This window comes from Pseudomonas sp. KB_12, assembly GCF_052114545.1.
GTDB classification, from domain to species: Bacteria; Pseudomonadota; Gammaproteobacteria; order Pseudomonadales; family Pseudomonadaceae; genus Aquipseudomonas; species Aquipseudomonas brassicacearum.
The window spans coordinates 111,875-130,924 of record NZ_JBFREY010000003.1; the positions used below are offsets into that span (position 1 = coordinate 111,875).

A 19,050-nucleotide genomic window follows, 5' to 3' on the forward strand; every position below is an offset into this window, starting at 1 on the left:
TAACTCCTGAGTGGGTTGGGTGTACTGTTTTGACGCCCTCAGTTTTTCACCCTGGCGCCACTCGGGTTTGCTCAATGCGCTCAGGTTTTTTGGCGAAACGCTCAAATGAATGCGATCGATAAACTCATCAGCCTGGCCAACGTGCGCGGCAGCCTGGACCTGCGCTGTCAGTTCCAGGGTGACTGGGCCCTGGATCACGGACAGCAAGCCCTGGGCACAGCGCCCTATCACATCGTGCTGGCCGGCGAATGCCGCGTCGAGCTTGCCGATGGGCAGCGCTTGCCCATGCGTGCCGGTGACATCCTGCTGTTGCCGCGCGGTGCCCCTCACGTCATGCACAGCCCTGGCAAAACGGTAACGCCGATCTCACCCCGGGTCGTGACCGGGGGCACCTTGCCGATTCATCGCATTGGCGGCGCCAGCGCGGAGCTGGACATGCTTTGTGGGGGCTTTCACTTCAACCGGGCTTCGTTGCTGTTCGGTGCCTTGCCCGAATACCTGGTGATTCCCAGCGGCGCATTACCGGCCAATGGGCCGTTGCCGGCGCTGGTGGAAGTCATGCGCGCAGAAGCGGATGGGGACAAGGTCGGCGCGCGCTTCTTGCTCGATGCCCTGTCACAGGCGCTGTTCACCCTGATTCTGCGTGCGCATCTGGCCAGCCAGGGGCAGGACAGCAGCTCGCTGGCCCTGCTCGGCGATAAACGTCTGGGTCGGGCCTGGCAGGCCATGTTGGCGGACCCTGCCCACGACTGGACCATTCAAGGCCTGGCGGACATCGCGAGCATGTCCCGGGCCAATTTCATGCGCGCATTCGTCAAGGTGGCCGGCGTCTCGCCGTGGGTGCTGTTGACGCAAGTACGCATGGAGTTGGCCTTCAGCCTGCTCAGCCACTCGCACCTGGGGCTGAGCGATATCGCCGTGCAGGTCGGCTACCAATCCCAGGCTGCGTTCAGCAAGAAATTCAAGGAAATCTACGGTGAGGCGCCAGGACGGGTGCGTCGAGGGATCTAGACCTCAAGCACCAACGGCTCGCTCCCCTGGGCCGGCACCGCGCAACAGATCAGCACCTCACCTTCGCCAACCGGTTCGGCCGGCTGGCTCAGGTAATGCACCTGGCCGCGGCTCAAGCGAGTTTTGCAGGTGCCACAGGAACCGCCGCGGCAACTGAATTCCGGGTTAAGGCCGCGCGCTTCGGCCAGCTCCAGCAGCGTCCCACTGCCTGGCTCCCAACGTGCCTCCTTGCCAGAGCTGGCGAACAAGACCTTCACCGCTTCATTCGCGGCCGGCACTTGCTCTGGCCCCGGCATGCTCACTTCGAGATCCCGCACAAGCGTCGAGGGCCCGAAGGTTTCCGCGTGGATACGATCGTCAGGGATGCGCAGTTTGCGCAACCCGTCGTACAGCGCCTGGGTAAAGCTGCCCGGCCCGCACAAATAGAAGTCGTAGTCGTTGAGCGGCAGCAGCTTCTTGAGCAGTTCCACATCGATCCTGCCGGCCAGGTCATAGCCCTCAGCGCCCCCTCCATCAGTGGGCGGCTGGCTGACCATGCGCAGAACCTGCAGCTTGTCGCCGGCACGGGCGGCCAGTTCGTCGATCTCGTCACGGAAAGCCAGGTCGGCCACCGAACGAGCGCTTTGCACCAGCCAGACCGGGCGCATGCGGCTGATGCGTTGGCCCTGGTAAACCACCTCGCGCAACATCGACAACAGCGGCGTGATGCCTACCCCCGCTGCCAGCAAGACCAACGGACGCCGCTCGGTGGCCTGGACGGTGAAGTGGCCCTGGGGCGCCCGCGCCTCAATCTCGTGCAGCGCCTGCACCTGATCATGCAAGTGGGACGACACCGAGCCATCGCGCTTGACGCTGATACGCAGGAAATCATCCGACGGCGCACTGGATACGCTGTAGGTCCGGATCGATGGCGCGTTCTGCCCTTCCAACAAGATCCGCACCGGCAAATGTTGCCCCGCTTCAAACCGGGGCAAACCCAAGCCATCGCTCGCCTGCAAGTAGAACGAACGAATGTCGGGGCTCTCATCCACCACCCGCGCGACCCGCAATGCACGCCAGCGGCTACGCAGCGCCTCGGCCTGCAAGCGCTCGGCGGCCTGCTCCCAACTGCCGGTCATCATTGAATTGGGTGAGTCGCCTTCGTCCTGGTCTTTCCAGCGCAGCGCAATGGCCGCCGGGCGATACACGATGCGTTGCGGGGTAAAGCGCAACAGCCGCTCGGCGCCCTGGAACGCGCTGATCTCGGGGTCGTCCAACAGCACTTGCGCCGAGCCGCTCATTTGCAGCAGATCGCCCGTCTGGAAATCGACGAACACCAGCCCGGCCCGTGGATTGAGCAGGATGTTGCCCAGTGTGTTGAAAAACAGGTTGCCGGAAAAGTCCGGGATGGTCAGCGATCCGTCTTCATCCAGGCGCACAAACCCCGGCTTGCCGCCACGGTGGGAAGCATCGACCTGCCGCTCGCCATCACGTACTACGTAGGTGGCGATATAGAACGAATCGGCCGCCGTCACCAGGCGCCGCACCAGAGGGTCGGACACGGTCAGTTGACGCGGCGCAACGGCCTGCGCGTCAACAAAGTGATACTGGCGCAGGTTGATGTAGCGAGGGCAGTTGCCATACGCCTGGCTCACTGAAATCTCGAGCCCCGGGTCGAGCTGACGACGTACGACACCGTTCATGCGGTTGCGCCGGCGGGTGTGCAACTCGATCCCCAGCATCCCGATGGCATCGCCCTCGCCCATGCCCGCCTGGGCCGGGTCGTCAGGCTCAGGCTCGAGGTTGATGTGCAGGGTCTGCGGATCGGGCGAGGTCATGAAGCCCGGTTGCCCCGCGCGCAGGGTCGCCCAGACATCGCCTTGCCGATCCACCGCCCCCAGCACCACGAAAGGCAGTTGGGCGTAGAACTCCCGATGCTGGTCCGGCATCCAGGTACGCGCCAGTTGCCGTTGACCGACACCGGCCATCATGTCGACTGCCCCGACGGAGCGCTGCAAGGCCAGCTCTCCTTCGTGCCAGGGCGAGTTTTTTGCTTGCAAGGCTTCGTCCATCAGCTACTCCTCGCGCTCGCAGCCTGAACGCCTGCGCCAGTGCGCTACGGTTGGGGATTCTCCGCCATCGTTTGCACGGTTGTACAAGTGGCTGGGGGTTATCTTCTGCCCAAAGCGGCGGCGCTGGAATACGCACAAACTGCAATCCACCGTTTCATAAAATGGAACGGTGGATGCACGAGGAATGGCCCGAACGAAGGTCAGGTCCTGACGCTGGCAAAGTTCTTGGTCAGCTCGAGCAAGGGCGCCCGCAACTCCGGCGGTCGCAAGGGCGAGGACTCAACTCACCTCAACCCACCCAGCCGATAGCCGTCTTGGGAATCACCTCGGACTCGTCGAGCTTGGACGCAAACATGCTCACCGCATCGAGGGCATCCGTGGTCCCGTTCCTGATTTGCACGATGACCGAGCCGGCCTGGTCTGCCAGGGTGACGCCGCGCAATGCGCCTTCATGGGTCACGTTCATGCTGGCGACGGCATCGCGGGTCTCGGAGAGAATCATGCCGATCATTTCGGCAATCTCCGAGGTGGAGCGACTGGTGCGCCCGGCCAGTTGCCGGACCTCGTCGGCCACCACCGCGAATCCCCTCCCCTGGTCTCCGGCCCGCGCGGCCTCGATGGCCGCGTTGAGGGCCAACAGGTTGGTCTGGTCGGCAATGCCGCGAATGGTGTTGACGATGGCCGTGATCTCTTCCGAACGCGCCCCCAACTGCCCAACCAGACGCGCGGAAGAGCCAATGTTGTCGGCGATCTCGCGCATCTCCTTGGCAGTCTGGTGGATCACCTGGGCGCCCTGTTCGGCCACTCGCTCGGTCTCGGCGGAGATATGGTACGCACGGGAAGCGCCACGCGAATCCTCTTCGAATTTCTCCACCCGTTCAGTGATGTCACTGGCGAACTTCACGATCTTGCACAACTTGCCTTCGGCGTCGTAGACCGGGTTGTAGCTGGCTTCCAGCCAGACGACTTTGCCGTTTTTGCCGAGGCGCTTGAACTGGCCGCTGAAAAACTCACCCGCATTGAGACGCCGCCAGAAATCACTGTACTCCGAGCTACCTACCAGGCTCGCTTCGCAAAACATCCGGTGGTGTTTGCCCTTGAGCTCTGCCAGCGAGTAATTCATGACATTCATGAAGTTGTCGTTGGCAGTCAGGATGTTGCCGCCCAAGTCGAACTCGATCACCGCCATGGCACGATCAAGTGCCGCCAGCCGACCACGAGTTTCTGCCTCGGCGGCAACCTTGGCGGTGACATCGAGTGCGTACTTGACCACCTTCACGACGCGACCTTGCTCGTCCACTACCGGGTTATAGCTGGCTTCCAGCCACACGTTCTGCCCTTGCGCGCTGCGGCGCTGAAACGTGCCGGAAACGAATTGACCGGCGCGCAACTGGTTCCAGAATTCACGGTACTCGGCGCTGCCCACCAGCGCTGGGGTGCAAAAATCCCGATGGGACAGACCGGCCAATTGATCCGCACGGTAGCCCATCGTGCCAAGAAAATTTTCGTTCGCCCGAAGGACCTTGCCATCGGGGCTGAACTCGATGACAGCCATTGACCGCTCCAGGGAGCCGACCAGTCCTCTGTATGTTGCCAATTCGGCCGTCCTAGCCGTCAGTTCATTTTTTAGTGTTTTATTAAACATGACGTACCCTCGATGAACCCTGAAAGTAAGCGGACCTTCTGTTCATATCGGCTCGCTGGCTGGGGGCTGAACGGTACGCTGTAATTATGTTTTGGCGCCAAAACCCATTGAATCCATCAACCAGGTTCTAAAAGCCTGCACTTTTGGAGCGTCGGCTGTTTCATGCGGGCTGACGAAATAAAAGCCGAGATCAGACTTCAATCGCAGATCAAAGGGGGCAACCAATCGCCCGGCCTTCAGGTCATCCTCGACAAAGGTGGAACGCCCGATACAGACACCCAGACCGTCAACCGCAGCCTGAACGGCCATCATGGCAAGGTCGAATGTCAACCGGCTGCCTTCGGCCAGTTCTTTCGGTTGGCCGGCGGCACTCAACCAGGCACTCCAGTCGTTGTGAGTCACTCCACTGACCTGCAATAAGGTGTGCCGGGCCAGATCGCCCGGATTCCCCAGGGCTTTCGGACCTTGCAGCAGCCTGGGGCTGCACACCGGAAAGATCTCATCGGCCATCAGCCAGTCGGCCCGCAACCCCTTCCAGTCCCCGGAACCGTAACGAATGGCCGCATCGACGCCGCCCTTACGAAAATCCACCCGTTCGGTGGATGCCGTAACGCGCACGTCAATGTTGGGAAACGCCTGCTGGAATGACGCCAGTCGCGGCAACAACCATTTGGAGGCAAATGAAACCAGGGTACTGATCGTCAGGACGCTGTTGTTGCGGCTCTCCAGGAACGTCTCGGTGCAATAGCGCAACTCATGGAACGCCGCACGAACGCCTGGAAAATAGGCATGGCCTTCGTCTGTCAGGGCCAGGCCGTCCTTGAGCCGCAAGAACAGGCGCACGCCCAGTTCCTCTTCGAGCCGGCGAATTTGATGGCTGATGGCTGTTTGAGTGACGTTCAGCTCTTGCGCAGCTTTGGTAAAACTCATGTGTCGAGCGGCCGACTCGAATGTTTTAAGGCCATTGAGGGAAGGGATTCTTGTGGCCATTGGGTTTGGCTTGCTCATGAGATTTTGTCATACGCTAGCACTGAAGATGTCCTTTGAAAATGTTCCGGCCCTCGCGGATTCTGGCGGCACGTCCCCGACCTTGAGGAAACCATGAAACTGTACTTCGCCCCTATGACCTGCTCATTGTCCCCGCACATCGTGTTGCGGGAACTGGGCTTGCCCTTTGAATTGATTCGGGTCGACAACAAGACCAAGCGAACTGCCGATGGGCTCGATTTCCTGACCATCAACCCCAAGGGCTACGTGGCAGCCTTGGTGCTGGATAACGGTGATGTCCTGACCGAGGGACCCGCCATCGTCCAGTACCTGGCCGACCTGGTCCCCGCAAACACGCTGGCGCCGGCCAATGGCACCTGGGAGCGGGTTCGCCTGCAGGAATGGTTGAACTTCATTGCCTCCGAGATTCATAGCGGATGTGCGCCGCTGTTCAACGCCGATATTGCAGAGCCGACCAAGGCCATCTTCAGGGCAAAACTGTTCAGGCGCCTGGATTACCTCAGCCAGGCCCTTGAACAACAGGATTACCTGATGGGCACCTTTGGCCTGGCCGACGGCTATTTGTTTACCGTCCTGAACTGGCTGCCGTTGTTCAAGATCCAGATCGAGGACTGGCCGACGCTGGCGGCGTTCATGGCGCGAATCGCCGCACGCCCCAGCGTCCGGGCGGCCATGGCTGCGGAGGCGGCGTAGCCATCGGCGGCACATTCAACCCTAGTGCAACCTGACCTGTCGCTATCGCGAGCAAGCTCGCTCCCACAGGGGATTCGGGGTGTAGCTCGAATTTCATGATCACCCCGGAAAACTGTGGGAGCTGAGCTTGCTCGCGATGGCGGCGGCACATTCAACCTCCTTGCAAGCTGACCCTCCGCTATCGCGAGCAAGCTCGCTCCCACAGGGATTCGGGGTGTAGCTCGAATTTCATGATCACCCCGGAAAACTGTGTGAGCTGAGCTTGTTCGCGATGGCGGCGGCACGTTCAACATCCTTGCAAGCTGACCCTCCGCTATCGCGAGCAGGCTCGCTCCCACAAAGGCCTGCGGGCGGGGCTCGGTTTATTCGCTCAAGGCCTGGTTGAAGGACGTGTCGATAATCCCCGCAGTGGCCAGCGGTGCCGGCAGCGCCTTGACCTTGAACAGGAAGTCCGCCGTGCTTTGCAGATCGGCGGCAGCCTGTTGGTCCACCGGGCCGACACTCATGTGTGCCTGACGCAACCAATGACGCGAGACGTTCTGGTCGAGGTTGGCCTTTTTCGCCCACAGGTCCGCGTATTGGTCGGTGTGGTTGTCGACCCAGGCGCGGGCTTGTTTCACACGCCCGAGGAAATCGGCGATGGCTTCACGCTTACTGTCGATGGCCGGCGTCGAAGCGGCAATGGCGCTGAGGCCGGGCATGAGGTTTTTCGCCGTCAGGATCGGCCGGGCGCCGGAGAACAGGATCTGTTGCGAGATGTAGGGCTCCCACACCGGAAACGCATCGATGCTGCCCTGGGGCAAGGCCGCCGCCGCGTCGATCGGCATCAGCTTGATGAATGCCACATGGTTCTCCGGCAGGCCAGCCTGTTCCAGGGCGCGCAAGGTCAGTTGCTGGCTCCAGGCGCCCGGCCAATAGGCGACCTTCTTGCCCTTGAGGTCGGCGATGGTCTTGACCGGTGAGTCCTTGGGCACCAGCAGCGCGATAGTGTCCGGGTTCTGTCGCGAGACACCGATCAATTTCACCGGTGCCTGTTTGGCAGCCAGGAACAGAAAACCCGAATCACCGAGAAAACCCAGGTCCAGGTCGCCGGTACTCAGCGCCTCGGCCAAGGGCGCTGCGGCCTGGAAGTGTTTCCAGTCGACTTGGTAAGGTGCGCCCTCAAGCACACCCGAAGCCTCCACCGACGCCCGTACGTTGTAATAGTTCTGGTCACCGACGTGCAGTACCAAGGGCTCGCTGGCCTGGGCCAAAGGTGCGGTGAACAATGTGCTGAGGAACAGACGGCGCAGGGATCGGGCGAACTTCATGAAGACATTCCTGAGTGAATTTCATAGAACATAACGCTCTTGGAATTCACATTAGAAATTCTTTTAAAGCATAAGCTCATAGTCACAGGCAGCCAATGTCCAGGGCGCAACAGTGCCGCAACAGACTGTTGGCTGGGCAACATCGCCTTGAAGCCTTTACCCCATGGCGCGCCCCGAAAAACGCCCTTTCGCCGGCTATGGCACAGAGCCTGCAATATTCCTTTCAGGCGGTATTTTCTTCCGCTGTCCGATCTTTCGGAAATAAGAACATTGCCTTCTCGCCGCCTTGTCTGGAGCTGTTCCATGAAACCCGACGTCCGCTTCTCCCTGGCCCGCGCCAGATACTTGATCAGCGCCTGCGCCCTGGCGCTGGGCCTGCCGTCCCTGGTCCTGGCCGCAGAAAGCCCTCCGGCCGAAGTGCACCTGGACTACGCCTATTACTCACCGGTCAGCCTGGTGCTCAAGCACTTCGGTTATCTGGAAAAAGCCCTGCCCCAGACCAAGGTCAGCTGGGTCCTGAGCCAGGGCAGCAACCGTTCCCTGGAATACCTCAACAGTGGCGGCGTCGACTTCGCTTCGTCTGCCAGCCTCGCCGCGGTGCTGAGCCGGGCCAACGGCAGCCCGATCAAGTCGGTGTATGTCTACAGCCGCGCCGAATGGACCGCCCTGGTGGTGCGCAAGGATTCGCCGTACCAGACGATCGCCGACCTCAAGGGCAAGAAAATCGCCGCCACCAAAGGCACCGATCCTTATCTGTTCACCCTGCGCAGCCTGCAACAGGCCGGGCTGAAAAAAGACGATGTGGAGCTGGTGCACCTGCAGCACCCGGACGGACGCACCGCCCTGGAAAAAGGCGACGTCGATGCCTGGGCCGGTCTTGACCCGCACATGGCTGCCAGCGAAGTGCAGGCTGGATCGCGCCTGCTGTATCGCAACCCCGCCTTCAACAGCTACGGCGTGGTCAGCGTCACGGAGAAATATGCCCAGGAGCATCCGCAGACCATCAACACCGTGCTCGCGGCCTACGAACAGGCCCGGGCGTGGTCGGTGGAGCATCCGCAAGAACTGGCTGAATTATTGGCCGACGAATCCGGCCTGCCGCTGGAAGTGGCCAAGCTGCAGCTGTCGCGCACCGATCTGGGCAGTCCGCAGTTGAGTGCCAAGGATGTGCTGGCCTCCAAGGCTGCCGCGCCGATCCTGGTCTCCGAAGAGTTGGTACGTCGCGGGGTTAATGTCGACCAGGTGATCGATCAATTGCTCGACACCGGCCGCCAGCAGGCCGTGGCCCGCCAATAACCCCTTGCCCAAGCGACAACCGATCCGCGCCTGGCGCGGATTCGGCGTTGCCGGAGAACCGCCATGAGCAGCAACAGCAAAGACCTCTCCAGCCCGCGCCTGGCTCTGTCCACACCAGGCAAAGCGCCGCTGTTCAATTCCGACCATTGGCGGCTGCGCCTCAAGGGGTTGGCCCTGCCGGTGCTGATCATCGTGTTCCTGGAGATCATCGTGCGCATCGGTTGGCTGCCCGCCTACCAGATGCCGGCCCCCAGCGAGATCGCCCTGACCCTCGGCGACCTGGCCGAAGGTGCGCTGTGGAAACACATCAGCGCCAGCCTCTTGCGAGTGTTGTTGGGCTTTGTCATTGGCGCTGGCCTGGCCTTGGTCTTCGCCGCCTGGGTGGGCTTGAGCCGGGAAGCCGAAGCCTATCTGGAGCCGACCTTCGCCGGCCTGCGCTCGATCCCCAGCCTGGCCTGGGTGCCATTGCTCCTGCTGTGGCTGGGCATCGACGAAACCTCGAAAGTGGTACTGATCGCCATCGGCGCGTTCTTTCCCGTTTACCTCAATGGCGTGGCGGCGATTCGCAACATCGACCGCAAACTGGTGGAGGTCGGCCACATGTACGGCTTCAGCCGCCGCCGTCTGGTGCGGCGAATTCTCCTGCCGGCCGCCCTGCCCGGCCTGTTCACCGGCTTGCGCAGCGGCATGAGCCTGGCCTGGATGTTCCTGGTGGCAGCCGAACTGATCGCCGCGACCAAAGGCCTGGGCTACCTGCTCAGCGATGGCCGCGAAACCTCGCGCCCAGACATTGTGCTGGCGGCGATCATCGTGCTCGCGCTGCTGGGCAAGCTCAGCGACGGCCTGCTTGCCGGCCTGGAGAAACGCTTCCTGGCCTGGCGCGACACCTTTAACGGCACCGAGGAGTGAGCCATGACCCAAGCCCTGCTGGAGATCCACGTCGAGCGCAAGACCTTCGCCGCCACCACCGTACTCAATCACATCCACCTGCAATTGCAGCCACGGGAAACCGTGAGCCTGTTGGGCCCCAGCGGCTGCGGCAAAAGCACCTTGCTACGCATCGTCGCCGGCCTGGAAAAGGACTTTGAAGGGCAACTGCTCAGCCACACCGAACAATTGGCCTTTGTGTTCCAGGAACCGCGGTTGATGCCCTGGCTGACGGTGCAGCAGAACATAGGCTTCAGCGATGACGACCATTACGACCAGGCCTGGGTCGCGCAGTTGATCGAGGAAGTCGGCCTCACGGGTTTTGCCGATGCCTTGCCCAAGGCGTTGTCCGGCGGTATGGCGCAACGGGTGGCGATGGCCCGCGGCCTGTACTCGCGACCACAGGTGCTGTTGCTGGACGAGCCCTTCAGCGCCGTGGATGCCTTCACCCGGATGAAACTGCAGGACCTGTTGCTGCAACTGGCCGAGCGGCACGCCATCGCCCTGTTGCTGGTGACACATGATGTCGACGAGGCGCTGTACCTGAGCGACCGGGTGTTGGTGATGGATAACCGCCCCAGCCGCATTCGCCAAGAATTGGCGGTGCAACTGGACCACCCGCGTGACCGGCGCGACCCGTTGCTGGCCCGACTCAAGGCGCTGGCCCTGACCGAATTGCACCGCGCCCACGTGATTTGATCAGGCGTCTCGCTAAGAACACAAAAGCATTAATAAATAAACAATTAGTATTTATAGTTATAAACATAACCACGTACTCTCAGCTCATCCCGTCCCATTGGTCACGACAGTGAAGTGCCTTATGAAACCGACTGACAACGTTATCGACTTCGTCCAATTCCGCAAACGCAAGCAGGCCCAGCAGCTGGCCCGGGCCATGTGGGAAATGTACGCGCGTAATGCCGGTTACCAGGCGTTCCAGTGGATCCAGGCGTCCGAGCCGACCAGGACGTACCAGGCGTGAGCGCCCAGGAACCCTCGCGCTTTTTGGCGAGTACCGATGAACCCGAAGTGGACCTCAATCACCTGGAAGCCTTGGATGAGGATCCTATCTGCGAACGGGTTGCGCAGAACCTGCAACGCCTGCGCGGCAAGCGACACCTGTCCCTCGACGCCCTCGCCCGCCAGTGCGGGGTAAGCCGGGCCATGCTGGCGCAGATCGAATCCGGACGCAGCGTGCCGTCGATCAAGGTGCTGTGCAAAATCGCCAAGGGCTTGAAGGTGTCGGTGGCCGCGTTTCTGGAACACCGGGCTTTCGAAGGGGTGGCCGTGCTGTCGGCCAGCCAGAGCAAACGCCTGGTCAGCGCCAATGGTGCGTTCGTCAGCCGCGCCTTGTTTCCGTTCGATGTGGCACGCCAGTCGGAATTCTACGAGCTGCGCCTGAGCCCCTTGGGCGAGGACCAGTCCGAAGGGCACGGGCCCGGCGTCCAGGAAAACCTGGTGGTGTCCCAAGGTGTGCTGGAGATCAGCGTCAACGACGAGCGCTACCTGCTCTCCACGGGCGATTCGATTCTGTTCTATGCCGACCAGCCTCACCGCTATCGCAACCCGGCTGACAGTGAAGCGGTGGCGTATCTGGTGGTTACCTATCCGGAACGCCTGGACTGAAAGGCAGGGTGGTGTGTATATCCGTTGCTGCGGTAACGGCCACTGACGGTTCCGCTCTTACAGCGGGTCACTTTTGGAAGAGCCGGGAGCCGGACCAGCCAAAAGTAACCAAAAGCGCTTTGCCCCACCACTCGGTGCCTCGCTTAGGCTCGGCATGCCTGAACGAAGGTATTGCTCCGTGGGCCGCCGCGAAGGGCCATCCATGGCCCAGCGCGGCTACCTCGGCATCCATGCCGAGGTGCCCACTGCGCAACACCTTCGTTCAGCCATCGTGGTTAACGGGGCGCCCCAGATCAACGTCCACCGCGAGGCGGCCTGATAGCCGACCTGGCTCTGGGTGACCGCGTTCCTCCTGTGGGAGCGGGCTTGCTCGCGAAGGCGGTGTCACAATCGATGAAGATATTGGATGGGCCGGCCTCTTCGCGAGCAGGCTCGCTCCCACAGGGATCCTGTGTTGGATATAAATTTTGTGTCCACCGAGGGTTGAATGTGGGAGCGAGCCTGCTCGCGATGGCGGTGTCACAGTCAATGAAGATGTTGAATGTGCCGGCCTCATCGCGAGCAAGCTTTGCTCCCACAGAACTGACGGGGTATGACCGGGAGAGCCAGGTCGGCTATAAGGCCGCCTCGGGGTGGACGTTGATCTCGGGCGCCCCGTTAACCACGATGGCCGAACGCAGGCGTTGCGCAGTGGGCACCTCGGCATGGATGCCGAGGTAGCCGCGCTGGGCCATGGATGGCCCTTCGCGGCGGCCCACGGAGCAATGCCGGAGTGAGGGCACACCGAGCCTAGGCGAGGTGCCAAGTGGTGGGGCATGTAGCGTTTTGCTTACTTTTGCGCTTCTCAAAAGTGAGCCGCTGTAAGAGCGGAACCGTCAGTGGCCGTTACCGAAGAAACGGATATACACACCGCCTGAAAAAAACCTCAGAACGGAATACCAAAATCCCCACTAACGACAAAGTAAACAACATCACCGCACTGCCAGGCTTCCCCACTGACCGTAGCAACGAATCAGCAGGTGCAGCACATCATCGGCATACCGTTGCAGCTCATCATCATCGGCATGCTGCAGTCGTTCATCATCTTCATCATCAAGGCGCAGCAGCTTTTCATCATGTCCATGTTCATGCCGGCCATCGGCATGACTTTGCACATCATGCAGTCAGCCATCACCGTACATTCCATCACACACTTCATCGACGGCATCGGCATGCCCATCATCGGCATTGGCATCATCATGCTCGCCATCGGCATGGCCATGCTCGCCGGGGACATGCACATCATGCTCATGTTGCCGCAATGCATCATCATCGGCATGCCGCAGTTCATCATCATCTGCATCATGTCGGCGCTGTTCTTGAACATGGCCATGTCCATGCCGGCAGCGGGCATCATTTTGCACAGCATGCCGTCATCCATCATTTCGCAGGTCATGGTCGCCATCATCATCGGCATGCCCATCATTGGCATCATCGGCATGTTGGCGTTCATCGGCATCTGCATGGCATTCATCATGGTGGTGTTCCCTGTAGGTTCGAGAGTCGGAAGAGGCTGATGGGGCGGATTCTAAGGATTGGCCCCGGCCCGACAAGATGACGGTCGAACAGCAGGAATGAACGTTCAAGCAGGCTTACCGGAGTGACGCGCGCAGAGTCGTCTGCTGCTGCATGCCCTGCGCTTTCATTGCAGACGCTTCCCCCACGACAGCTTCGATTCTCCGGTCATGGATATGCCATCCAAACCTATATAAATAACCGTAAGAAATAATCGATCTAAACTTGTCGCATGGAAACGCCTGCCACAACGGCAAGCCTGGATTCAGCCAATCAGATTCGCGTACACCGGCCGGTCGATATTCCCACCGGACAGAATCACCGCCACCCTTTTCCCCCGCATCGCTTCACGCTCCTGCATCAGCGCTGCCAAGGCGGCCGCGCCGGCACCTTCAGCGAGGTTATGGGTGTCGGTGTAATACGCCCGCATGGCCCCGGCAATTTCAGCATCGCTGACCGCTACGATTCGCGCCGCCCCGGCCCCATAGATGGCAAAGGCCTCGGGAACGGGTCTGCGCACCGCCAGGCCGTCGGCAAAGGTATTCGCCGAAGCGGTCTCGCATAGCCTGCCCGCTTCAAACGACAACTTCGCCGCGACGGCCTCGGTGGACACCACGCCCACCACGTGGGTCTTCAGGCCCAAGGCATCGCGGGCGGCGATGACCGCGCAGATCCCCGAGCCACAGCCTATCGGCACATAGACGGTGTCCAGGTCCGGCACCGCGTTGAACAGCTCAAGCCCATAGGTCGCCACGCCCTTGACCAACTCGGGATGGAACGGCGGCACCAGGAAGAGGCCATGCGCTTGGGCCAGGCGAGCGGCCTCTTCACGGGCCTCATCGAAATCGCGGCCATATTCGACCACCTCACCGCCAAAACCGCGCATGGCGTTGTTCTTCTCCGCCGAGTTACCGTGCGGCACGACGATCAACGCCTTCAAACCCAAGGCAGTGGCCGCCAACGCCAGGCTCTGGCCGTGGTTGCCGCGAGTCGCCGTGACGATGCCTTTTGCCTCGGGATGCTCGCGCTTGAGCCAGCGCACGAAGGTCAGGCCGCCGCGTACCTTGAAGGCCCCCGTCGGGGTGTGATTCTCGTGCTTGACCCACACCGTGCAACCCAGCCGTTCAGCCAACAAGGGCCAGGCGTACTGGGCGGTGGCGGGCATGACTTCGTATAAGTGACGGGCAGCTTGTTCGATATCGTCGCGAGTCAGTGTGTGCATGATGGGCCTCCGGGTTTTGCCCAGTCTAATCAGGGCACCACCGACGGGCTTTCAGAAAACTGACCTGACTTTCTGGTCCTCTCTTCACTACTATGCTGTTCATGAACCCTCGAAACCGCCAACAGCCGCCCCAGTCCGAACCGGTCCGTCGCATCGAGGCAGGACCGTGGGCGATCGAATTGCTGCCCGGCTGCGCCTACGCCACCCGCTATGTCGCCACCCAGTCGGCGATCGGCTTTGCCTTCGACAGCCAGCGCGGCCTGCACGCCATCGGCAGCGACCGCGTACAGCCCTTCGAAGCGATCCCCAACGGCCTGGCATTCGTCCCCGCCGAATGCGACGTGTTCTCCGAATCCCCCAGGGGCGGTGAATACCTGCGGGTCGTGCGCACCGACGGTATGGCGTTGCCGGGGGAACAGGCGTTCAACAATCGTATGGACCCGCAGGCCATCACCCTCGCCCTGAGAATGCGCAGCGCATTGCTGCATGCCACCGCAGAGGATGACTGGGAGGCCTGGACGCTGGGATTGGCTGAACGGGTGAAGGCGCACAAGACGTTTTCGGCTCCCGTACAAGGGTCCATCACCGGCGGGCGAATGCGCCTGCTCGACGAGTTCATCGATGCCGGTCTCGACGGTCCGCTGGGGGTCAAGGAAATGGCCGGCCTGCTTGGCTTGTCCGAAGGGTATTTCATGCGGGCATTCAAGAATGCCACCGGCAAGAGCCCACACAGCTACCTGATCGACCGGCGCCTGGCCAAGGCACGGGCGCTGATGCGCGATTCAACCGCCCGCCTGACCGATATCGCCCACACTTGCGGCTTCAACTCCCAGGCGCACATGACCACGCTGTTCAAGCAACGCCTTGGCGTCAGTCCGGCGCAGTTGCGCGGGTACTCGAGGCCCTGAACGGGCGGGACAAGCCGCGGGTACGGGTACCTGAAACGCGAAGTGGCACCCTAAATCAAATTGCCATCAGATCGCCTTGCAAAAACACCCGGGCCGTCTAGATTCAAACCTGTCTCCGACCACATCACCCACCACCCATAACAGCCCCTCGGGCGAGAGCGTCTATTGGCCTAAAACACACACTTGGCGTTGCTTTCAATTACTGACACGGAATCAGTCAATAACAACAAGAGGGATGCTTGATGAAGCATGGCCGTGGGTATCGTTTGCTCTCGCAAAAAGGAGCAGCCGGACATTTCTGGCTGTCATTGGTTTGCTTTTCAGCCCTGGTGATCGCCAGCTTCCTGTTGTTCGAACAACAGATCCAGGACTTCCTGACCCATCTCAACCTGTACCAGCCCTCGACGCCCGCGCAGAAACTCTACCTGGCGTTGCTGCTGATCGCCCTGCTGGCGCTGGACGTGGTGCTGCCAGTGCCGTCGAGCATGGTCGCGCTGCTGGCCGTGGCCATGCTCGGCAGCGTGGGGGGTTACCTGGTGATTTTCGTCGGTCTGTGCCTGGGCGCCGGGCTGGGCTATGCCCTGGGAGCCGGCTATTTGCGTCTGTTGTCCGGCCGCCTCGGCCTGCATCAGCGCCAGCCGGGGCAACTGGCGTACCGGTTGGGCACACTGTCGTTGATCTGCCTGCGCGGGGTCCCGGTATTGGCGGAAACGTCGGTCGTCGCCGCCGGTATGCAACGCTACCCGCTGCGCGCGTTCATCCTGGTCACCACCCTGGCCAACGCCGGCCTCGCATTGGCCTACAGCGCCATTGGCACCTTTCTCGTCGAGCAGAACGCGCTGTTGGTGACCCTGCTCGCCAGCACGGTATTGCCCGGGCTGTTCATCGCTGGGTACAGCCTGTTCAAGAGCCTTCGCCGGCACGACGCGGAGCAACCGTTGCACGGGCGCTTCAAGGTCAGCTACGACTACCCGGTGGTGTTCACCGATCATGTATTCGACCCGCTCAATCCCTGCCTGCACCGTCAGCTCATAGCCGGCCACAGGGGCCCGGTCACGGTATTGATATTCGCCGATGAACAACTGCTGCACAGCGCCCCGCACCTGCTGGAACAGATCAACGCCTACTTCGCCAGCCATTTTCCAGACCTGCATCTGCAAGCGCCGCCGATCGCGGTCCCGGCCGGCGAGTCGAGCAAGGATTCACAGGTGTTGCAGCGGCTGTACACCGACATGCTGAAACATGGCCTGGACCGGCATTGCCATGTGCTGGCCCTCGGTGGCGGCGCGGTGCTGGATGCGGTGGGCTACGCCTGCGCCACCTTCCACCGCGGCATTCGCCTGATTCGCATCCCCAGCACCGTGCTCGCCCAAAACGACGCCGGCATCGGTGTAAAAAACGGCATCAACGCCTTCGGCCAGAAGAACCTGCTGGGCGCCTTCTATCCCGCCACCGCAGTCATCAACGACTTTCAATTGCTGACCAGCCTGACCCGACGCGACCAGATCGCCGGGCTGGCCGAGGCGGTCAAGGTGGCGCTGATCAAGGACCAGGCGTTCTTCCAGTGGATGGAGCAACAGGCCGACGCCCTCGCCCACTTCGAACATGGGGCCAGCCGCTATGCGATCCGTCGCTGCGCCGAATTGCATCTGGCGCACATCACCGGTGCCGGCGACCCCTTCGAACGCGGTAACGGGCGGCCCTTGGACTACGGCCACTGGGCCGCTCACAAACTGGAAAATCTCAGTCAGCATCGACTGCGCCATGGTGAAGCCGTCGCGGTGGGCATGGCCCTGGATGGGCTTTATGCCAATGCCCTGGGGTTGTTGAGCGACAGCGACACCGAACGGGTGCTGAACCTGCTGCTCAAGCTCGGCTTCTGCCTGAACCCGCCGGAACTGACCTTGAAAGATCCACTGGGGCGCTCGCAGGTTTTGCTGGGGTTGGAGGAGTTCCGCCAGCATCTGGGCGGGCAACTCTCCATTCCCATGCTCAGCCGGATCGGCGAGTCGGTGGACTTGCATGAAATCGATACCGCGCGAATGGAGCAGGCGTTGCAGCGGCTGGCAACCCAGGTCGAGCTTGCCCTGCCCCTGAACCAGAGCTGTGCGCAATGAACCAGACGGCGCCGAACCTCAAGACCTGGCTGACCCTCGGCCGTGTCTCCAACCTGCCCACGGTATGGACCAACACCTTGGCCGCCGCCCTGCTCGCCAGCAGCGCCGGGGCCCTGGCACCGCCGTCTTCCCTGGTGTGGCTCCTGCTGCTGGCGGCACTGTCGCTGCTGTACCTGGCCGGCATGTTGTTGAATGACCTGTTGGACGCCGACTGGGACCAGCAACACCACAACCCCCGCCCCATTACCCTGGGCCTGGTCAGCCGCCAGCAAGTGCGACTGGCCACTGCGTTGTTGCTGCTGCTGGCCGCGGCCTCGCTGCTGGGCCTGAGCCGGATGATCGAGCAGCCGCACTGGCTGCTGGGAAGCGCCACCCTGTTGGTGGGCTGCATTCTCGGTTACAACCTGCTGCACAAGAAATACGCCCACAGCGTCTGGCTGATGGGGGCCTGCCGCTCGGCGCTCTACCTCACCGCAGCGGCCAGCCTGGCGCTGCCACCGGGACCGATCTGGCTCTGCGCCATTTTGCTCGGTGTCTACATCAGCGGCCTGACCTACCTGGCCCGCCAGGAACACCGCAACCAACTGATCAGCCGTCTCCCCCTGCTCCTGATGCTGAGCCCACTGGCCTTGGCGATCTACGCAGGCAGCGCCTGGTTCTGGCCGGTGCTGCTGTTATGGCTTGGCTGGTTGGGCTGGCATTACTGGCACAACCTGGCCAACCCTCGGCAACGGCAGGTCCGCGCCTTTATCGGCGCTGGCCTGGCAGCCCTGCCGCTGTTCGATGCCCTGGTGCTGGCCGTGGCTAACCAGCCCTTGGGCAGCCTGTTATGTGTCCTGGTGTTTTTCCTGCTTCCTCATTTCCAGCGCTGGATCAAACCCACATGAACACGGACGTTACTGCAGCGGCATCGGCGGCCCTCGACCTGCGCCACGACTGCCTGAACGAACAACGGCAAAATTTCATTCGTCAGCTCGAAGAACCCGAGCGGCAATGGTGGCGCCAGGCACAGGAGCAACTTGCCCAACACCCGGACGCCAATACCTCGGCGCTCTTGAGCAGCCAGTGCAAGCGCAACCTCAAGGAGCGAGCACTGCCCGATATCGACGGCTGGAGTAACGTCCAAATGGCACGGGCGTTGCTGCTGGCCCAGGTGCTGGAACAGCAGCCCGCCGCCGGGCAAGTCACCCTGCTGCACCAGTTGTTCCTGTGGGGCGACGACCAGGAAAAGGTCGCCACCTTGAAAGCCCTTGATTGGCTCGATAGCCGCGGGGCGTGCGTGGAGCTTGCACGCCAGGCCGGGCGCACCAGCAACAGCCAGGTGTTCGCCGCCCTCGCCCTGGACACTGCCTACCCGTCGCATCACTACAACGAACAGGCCTTCAACCAACTGGTGTTGAAAGCGCTGGGCATGGGCCTCGACGTACGACGCCTGATCGGCCTGGCCCAACGACACAGCGTCACCCTCAACCAGTTGGCCCTCGACCTGCTGGACGAACAACTCGCCGCCGAACGAACGGTGTCCGCCGGACTGCCCCACGTGATTGCCTTCGCCCTGCTGAGCCCGGCGCAACGCCAGCGCCTGGCCGGCCTGGGCCAGCAACGACGCTTGCCGGCGCAATGGCACGAGCACCTGGGCGGCGTTTCGCCGAACTGATTCCCCACCGCCCCCTTTTTTTGAC

The 19,050-nt window shown here is 61.8% G+C and carries 19 protein-coding genes and 1 pseudogene; 12 read left to right on the top strand and 8 right to left on the bottom strand.

Annotated features, from left to right (window positions below):
* Positions 1–105: 105 nt before the first annotated feature.
* The gene (locus AB4Z20_RS02690) at positions 106–1,011 is read left to right on the top strand and encodes an AraC family transcriptional regulator (RefSeq protein ID WP_442089276.1); all 906 of its coding nucleotides are present in this window, start codon (positions 106–108) and stop codon (positions 1,009–1,011) included.
* Here AB4Z20_RS02690 and AB4Z20_RS02695 read toward each other — a convergent pair.
* The 4 genes and pseudogenes from AB4Z20_RS02695 to AB4Z20_RS02710 all read right to left on the bottom strand — a co-directional run bounded on the left by AB4Z20_RS02695 (position 1,008) and on the right by AB4Z20_RS02710 (position 5,697).
* Positions 1,008–3,062: a 2Fe-2S iron-sulfur cluster-binding protein gene (locus AB4Z20_RS02695; protein WP_442089277.1), complete on the bottom strand. Its 2,055-nt coding sequence runs from the start codon at positions 3,060–3,062 to the stop codon at positions 1,008–1,010. The genes AB4Z20_RS02690 and AB4Z20_RS02695 overlap by 4 nt on opposite strands.
* A gap of 289 nt (positions 3,063–3,351) precedes the next feature.
* Positions 3,352–3,966 (bottom strand): methyl-accepting chemotaxis protein, encoded by a 615-nt coding sequence (locus AB4Z20_RS02700; protein WP_442089320.1) that lies wholly within the window; start codon positions 3,964–3,966, stop codon positions 3,352–3,354.
* Positions 3,940–4,707 (bottom strand): annotated as a pseudogene (locus AB4Z20_RS02705) (PAS domain-containing protein); the annotation flags it as partial. The gene AB4Z20_RS02700 and the pseudogene AB4Z20_RS02705, both read right to left, overlap by 27 nt.
* An 84-nt stretch (positions 4,708–4,791) precedes the next feature.
* Positions 4,792–5,697, bottom strand: coding sequence for a transcriptional regulator GcvA (locus AB4Z20_RS02710; protein ID WP_442089321.1), 906 nt, complete (start codon positions 5,695–5,697; stop codon positions 4,792–4,794).
* 111 nt (positions 5,698–5,808) lie between these two features.
* On the opposite strand from AB4Z20_RS02710, the gene gstA reads away from it, so the two are divergent.
* The gene (gene gstA / locus AB4Z20_RS02715) at positions 5,809–6,408 is read left to right on the top strand and encodes a glutathione transferase GstA (RefSeq protein ID WP_442089278.1); all 600 of its coding nucleotides are present in this window, start codon (positions 5,809–5,811) and stop codon (positions 6,406–6,408) included.
* Between the two features lie 362 nt (positions 6,409–6,770).
* On the opposite strand, the gene AB4Z20_RS02720 is transcribed toward gstA, so the two are convergent.
* On the bottom strand, positions 6,771–7,718 hold the full coding sequence (locus AB4Z20_RS02720; RefSeq protein ID WP_258691010.1) for an ABC transporter substrate-binding protein: 948 nt from the start codon (positions 7,716–7,718) through the stop codon (positions 6,771–6,773).
* 303 nt (positions 7,719–8,021) lie between these two features.
* Between AB4Z20_RS02720 and AB4Z20_RS02725 the strand changes: the two genes are divergently transcribed.
* The 6 genes from AB4Z20_RS02725 (at position 8,022) to AB4Z20_RS02750 (ending at position 11,886) form a co-directional block, all read left to right on the top strand.
* Positions 8,022–9,014, top strand: a complete 993-nt coding sequence (locus AB4Z20_RS02725; RefSeq protein WP_253474015.1) for an aliphatic sulfonate ABC transporter substrate-binding protein — start codon at positions 8,022–8,024, stop codon at positions 9,012–9,014.
* 63 nt (positions 9,015–9,077) lie between these two features.
* Positions 9,078–9,923 (top strand): ABC transporter permease, encoded by an 846-nt coding sequence (locus AB4Z20_RS02730; protein ID WP_442089279.1) that lies wholly within the window; start codon positions 9,078–9,080, stop codon positions 9,921–9,923.
* 3 nt (positions 9,924–9,926) lie between these two features.
* A complete protein-coding gene (locus AB4Z20_RS02735; protein ID WP_442089280.1) occupies positions 9,927–10,640 on the top strand; it encodes an ABC transporter ATP-binding protein in 714 nt (237 codons plus the stop codon).
* Between the two features lie 121 nt (positions 10,641–10,761).
* Positions 10,762–10,923: a hypothetical protein gene (locus AB4Z20_RS02740; RefSeq protein ID WP_442089281.1), complete on the top strand. Its 162-nt coding sequence runs from the start codon at positions 10,762–10,764 to the stop codon at positions 10,921–10,923.
* Between the two features lie 47 nt (positions 10,924–10,970).
* Positions 10,971–11,567 carry a helix-turn-helix domain-containing protein gene (locus AB4Z20_RS02745; protein WP_162493997.1) on the top strand — a complete coding sequence of 199 codons (597 nt, stop codon included), beginning with the start codon at positions 10,971–10,973 and terminating at the stop codon, positions 11,565–11,567.
* Between the two features lie 178 nt (positions 11,568–11,745).
* On the top strand, positions 11,746–11,886 hold the full coding sequence (locus AB4Z20_RS02750) for a hypothetical protein (protein ID WP_258691303.1): 141 nt from the start codon (positions 11,746–11,748) through the stop codon (positions 11,884–11,886).
* Between the two features lie 295 nt (positions 11,887–12,181).
* Here the strand turns inward: AB4Z20_RS02750 and AB4Z20_RS02755 are convergent, their stop codons facing one another.
* From AB4Z20_RS02755 to AB4Z20_RS02765, 3 genes are all read right to left on the bottom strand, one after another.
* Complete coding sequence (locus AB4Z20_RS02755) at positions 12,182–12,325, bottom strand: hypothetical protein (RefSeq protein WP_258691302.1); 144 nt, start codon at positions 12,323–12,325, stop codon at positions 12,182–12,184.
* A gap of 254 nt (positions 12,326–12,579) precedes the next feature.
* Complete coding sequence (locus AB4Z20_RS02760; RefSeq protein WP_077506097.1) at positions 12,580–13,083, bottom strand: hypothetical protein; 504 nt, start codon at positions 13,081–13,083, stop codon at positions 12,580–12,582.
* A gap of 303 nt (positions 13,084–13,386) precedes the next feature.
* Complete coding sequence (locus AB4Z20_RS02765; RefSeq protein WP_320390345.1) at positions 13,387–14,343, bottom strand: threonine dehydratase; 957 nt, start codon at positions 14,341–14,343, stop codon at positions 13,387–13,389.
* A gap of 92 nt (positions 14,344–14,435) precedes the next feature.
* Here AB4Z20_RS02765 and AB4Z20_RS02770 point away from each other — a divergent pair, with 92 nt between their 5' ends.
* From AB4Z20_RS02770 to AB4Z20_RS02785, 4 genes are all read left to right on the top strand, one after another.
* Entirely contained in the window at positions 14,436–15,251 is an 816-nt protein-coding gene (locus tag AB4Z20_RS02770) for a helix-turn-helix transcriptional regulator (RefSeq protein ID WP_320390344.1), read from the top strand.
* 242 nt (positions 15,252–15,493) lie between these two features.
* Positions 15,494–17,368: a 3-dehydroquinate synthase gene (locus tag AB4Z20_RS02775; RefSeq protein WP_442089282.1), complete on the top strand. Its 1,875-nt coding sequence runs from the start codon at positions 15,494–15,496 to the stop codon at positions 17,366–17,368.
* A complete protein-coding gene (locus tag AB4Z20_RS02780) occupies positions 17,365–18,255 on the top strand; it encodes a UbiA family prenyltransferase (protein WP_320390342.1) in 891 nt (296 codons plus the stop codon). The genes AB4Z20_RS02775 and AB4Z20_RS02780 overlap by 4 nt, the downstream gene beginning before the upstream one ends.
* Complete coding sequence (locus AB4Z20_RS02785; RefSeq protein ID WP_442089283.1) at positions 18,252–19,025, top strand: EboA domain-containing protein; 774 nt, start codon at positions 18,252–18,254, stop codon at positions 19,023–19,025. The genes AB4Z20_RS02780 and AB4Z20_RS02785 overlap by 4 nt, the downstream gene beginning before the upstream one ends.
* The last annotated feature ends 25 nt before the right edge of the window (positions 19,026–19,050 follow it).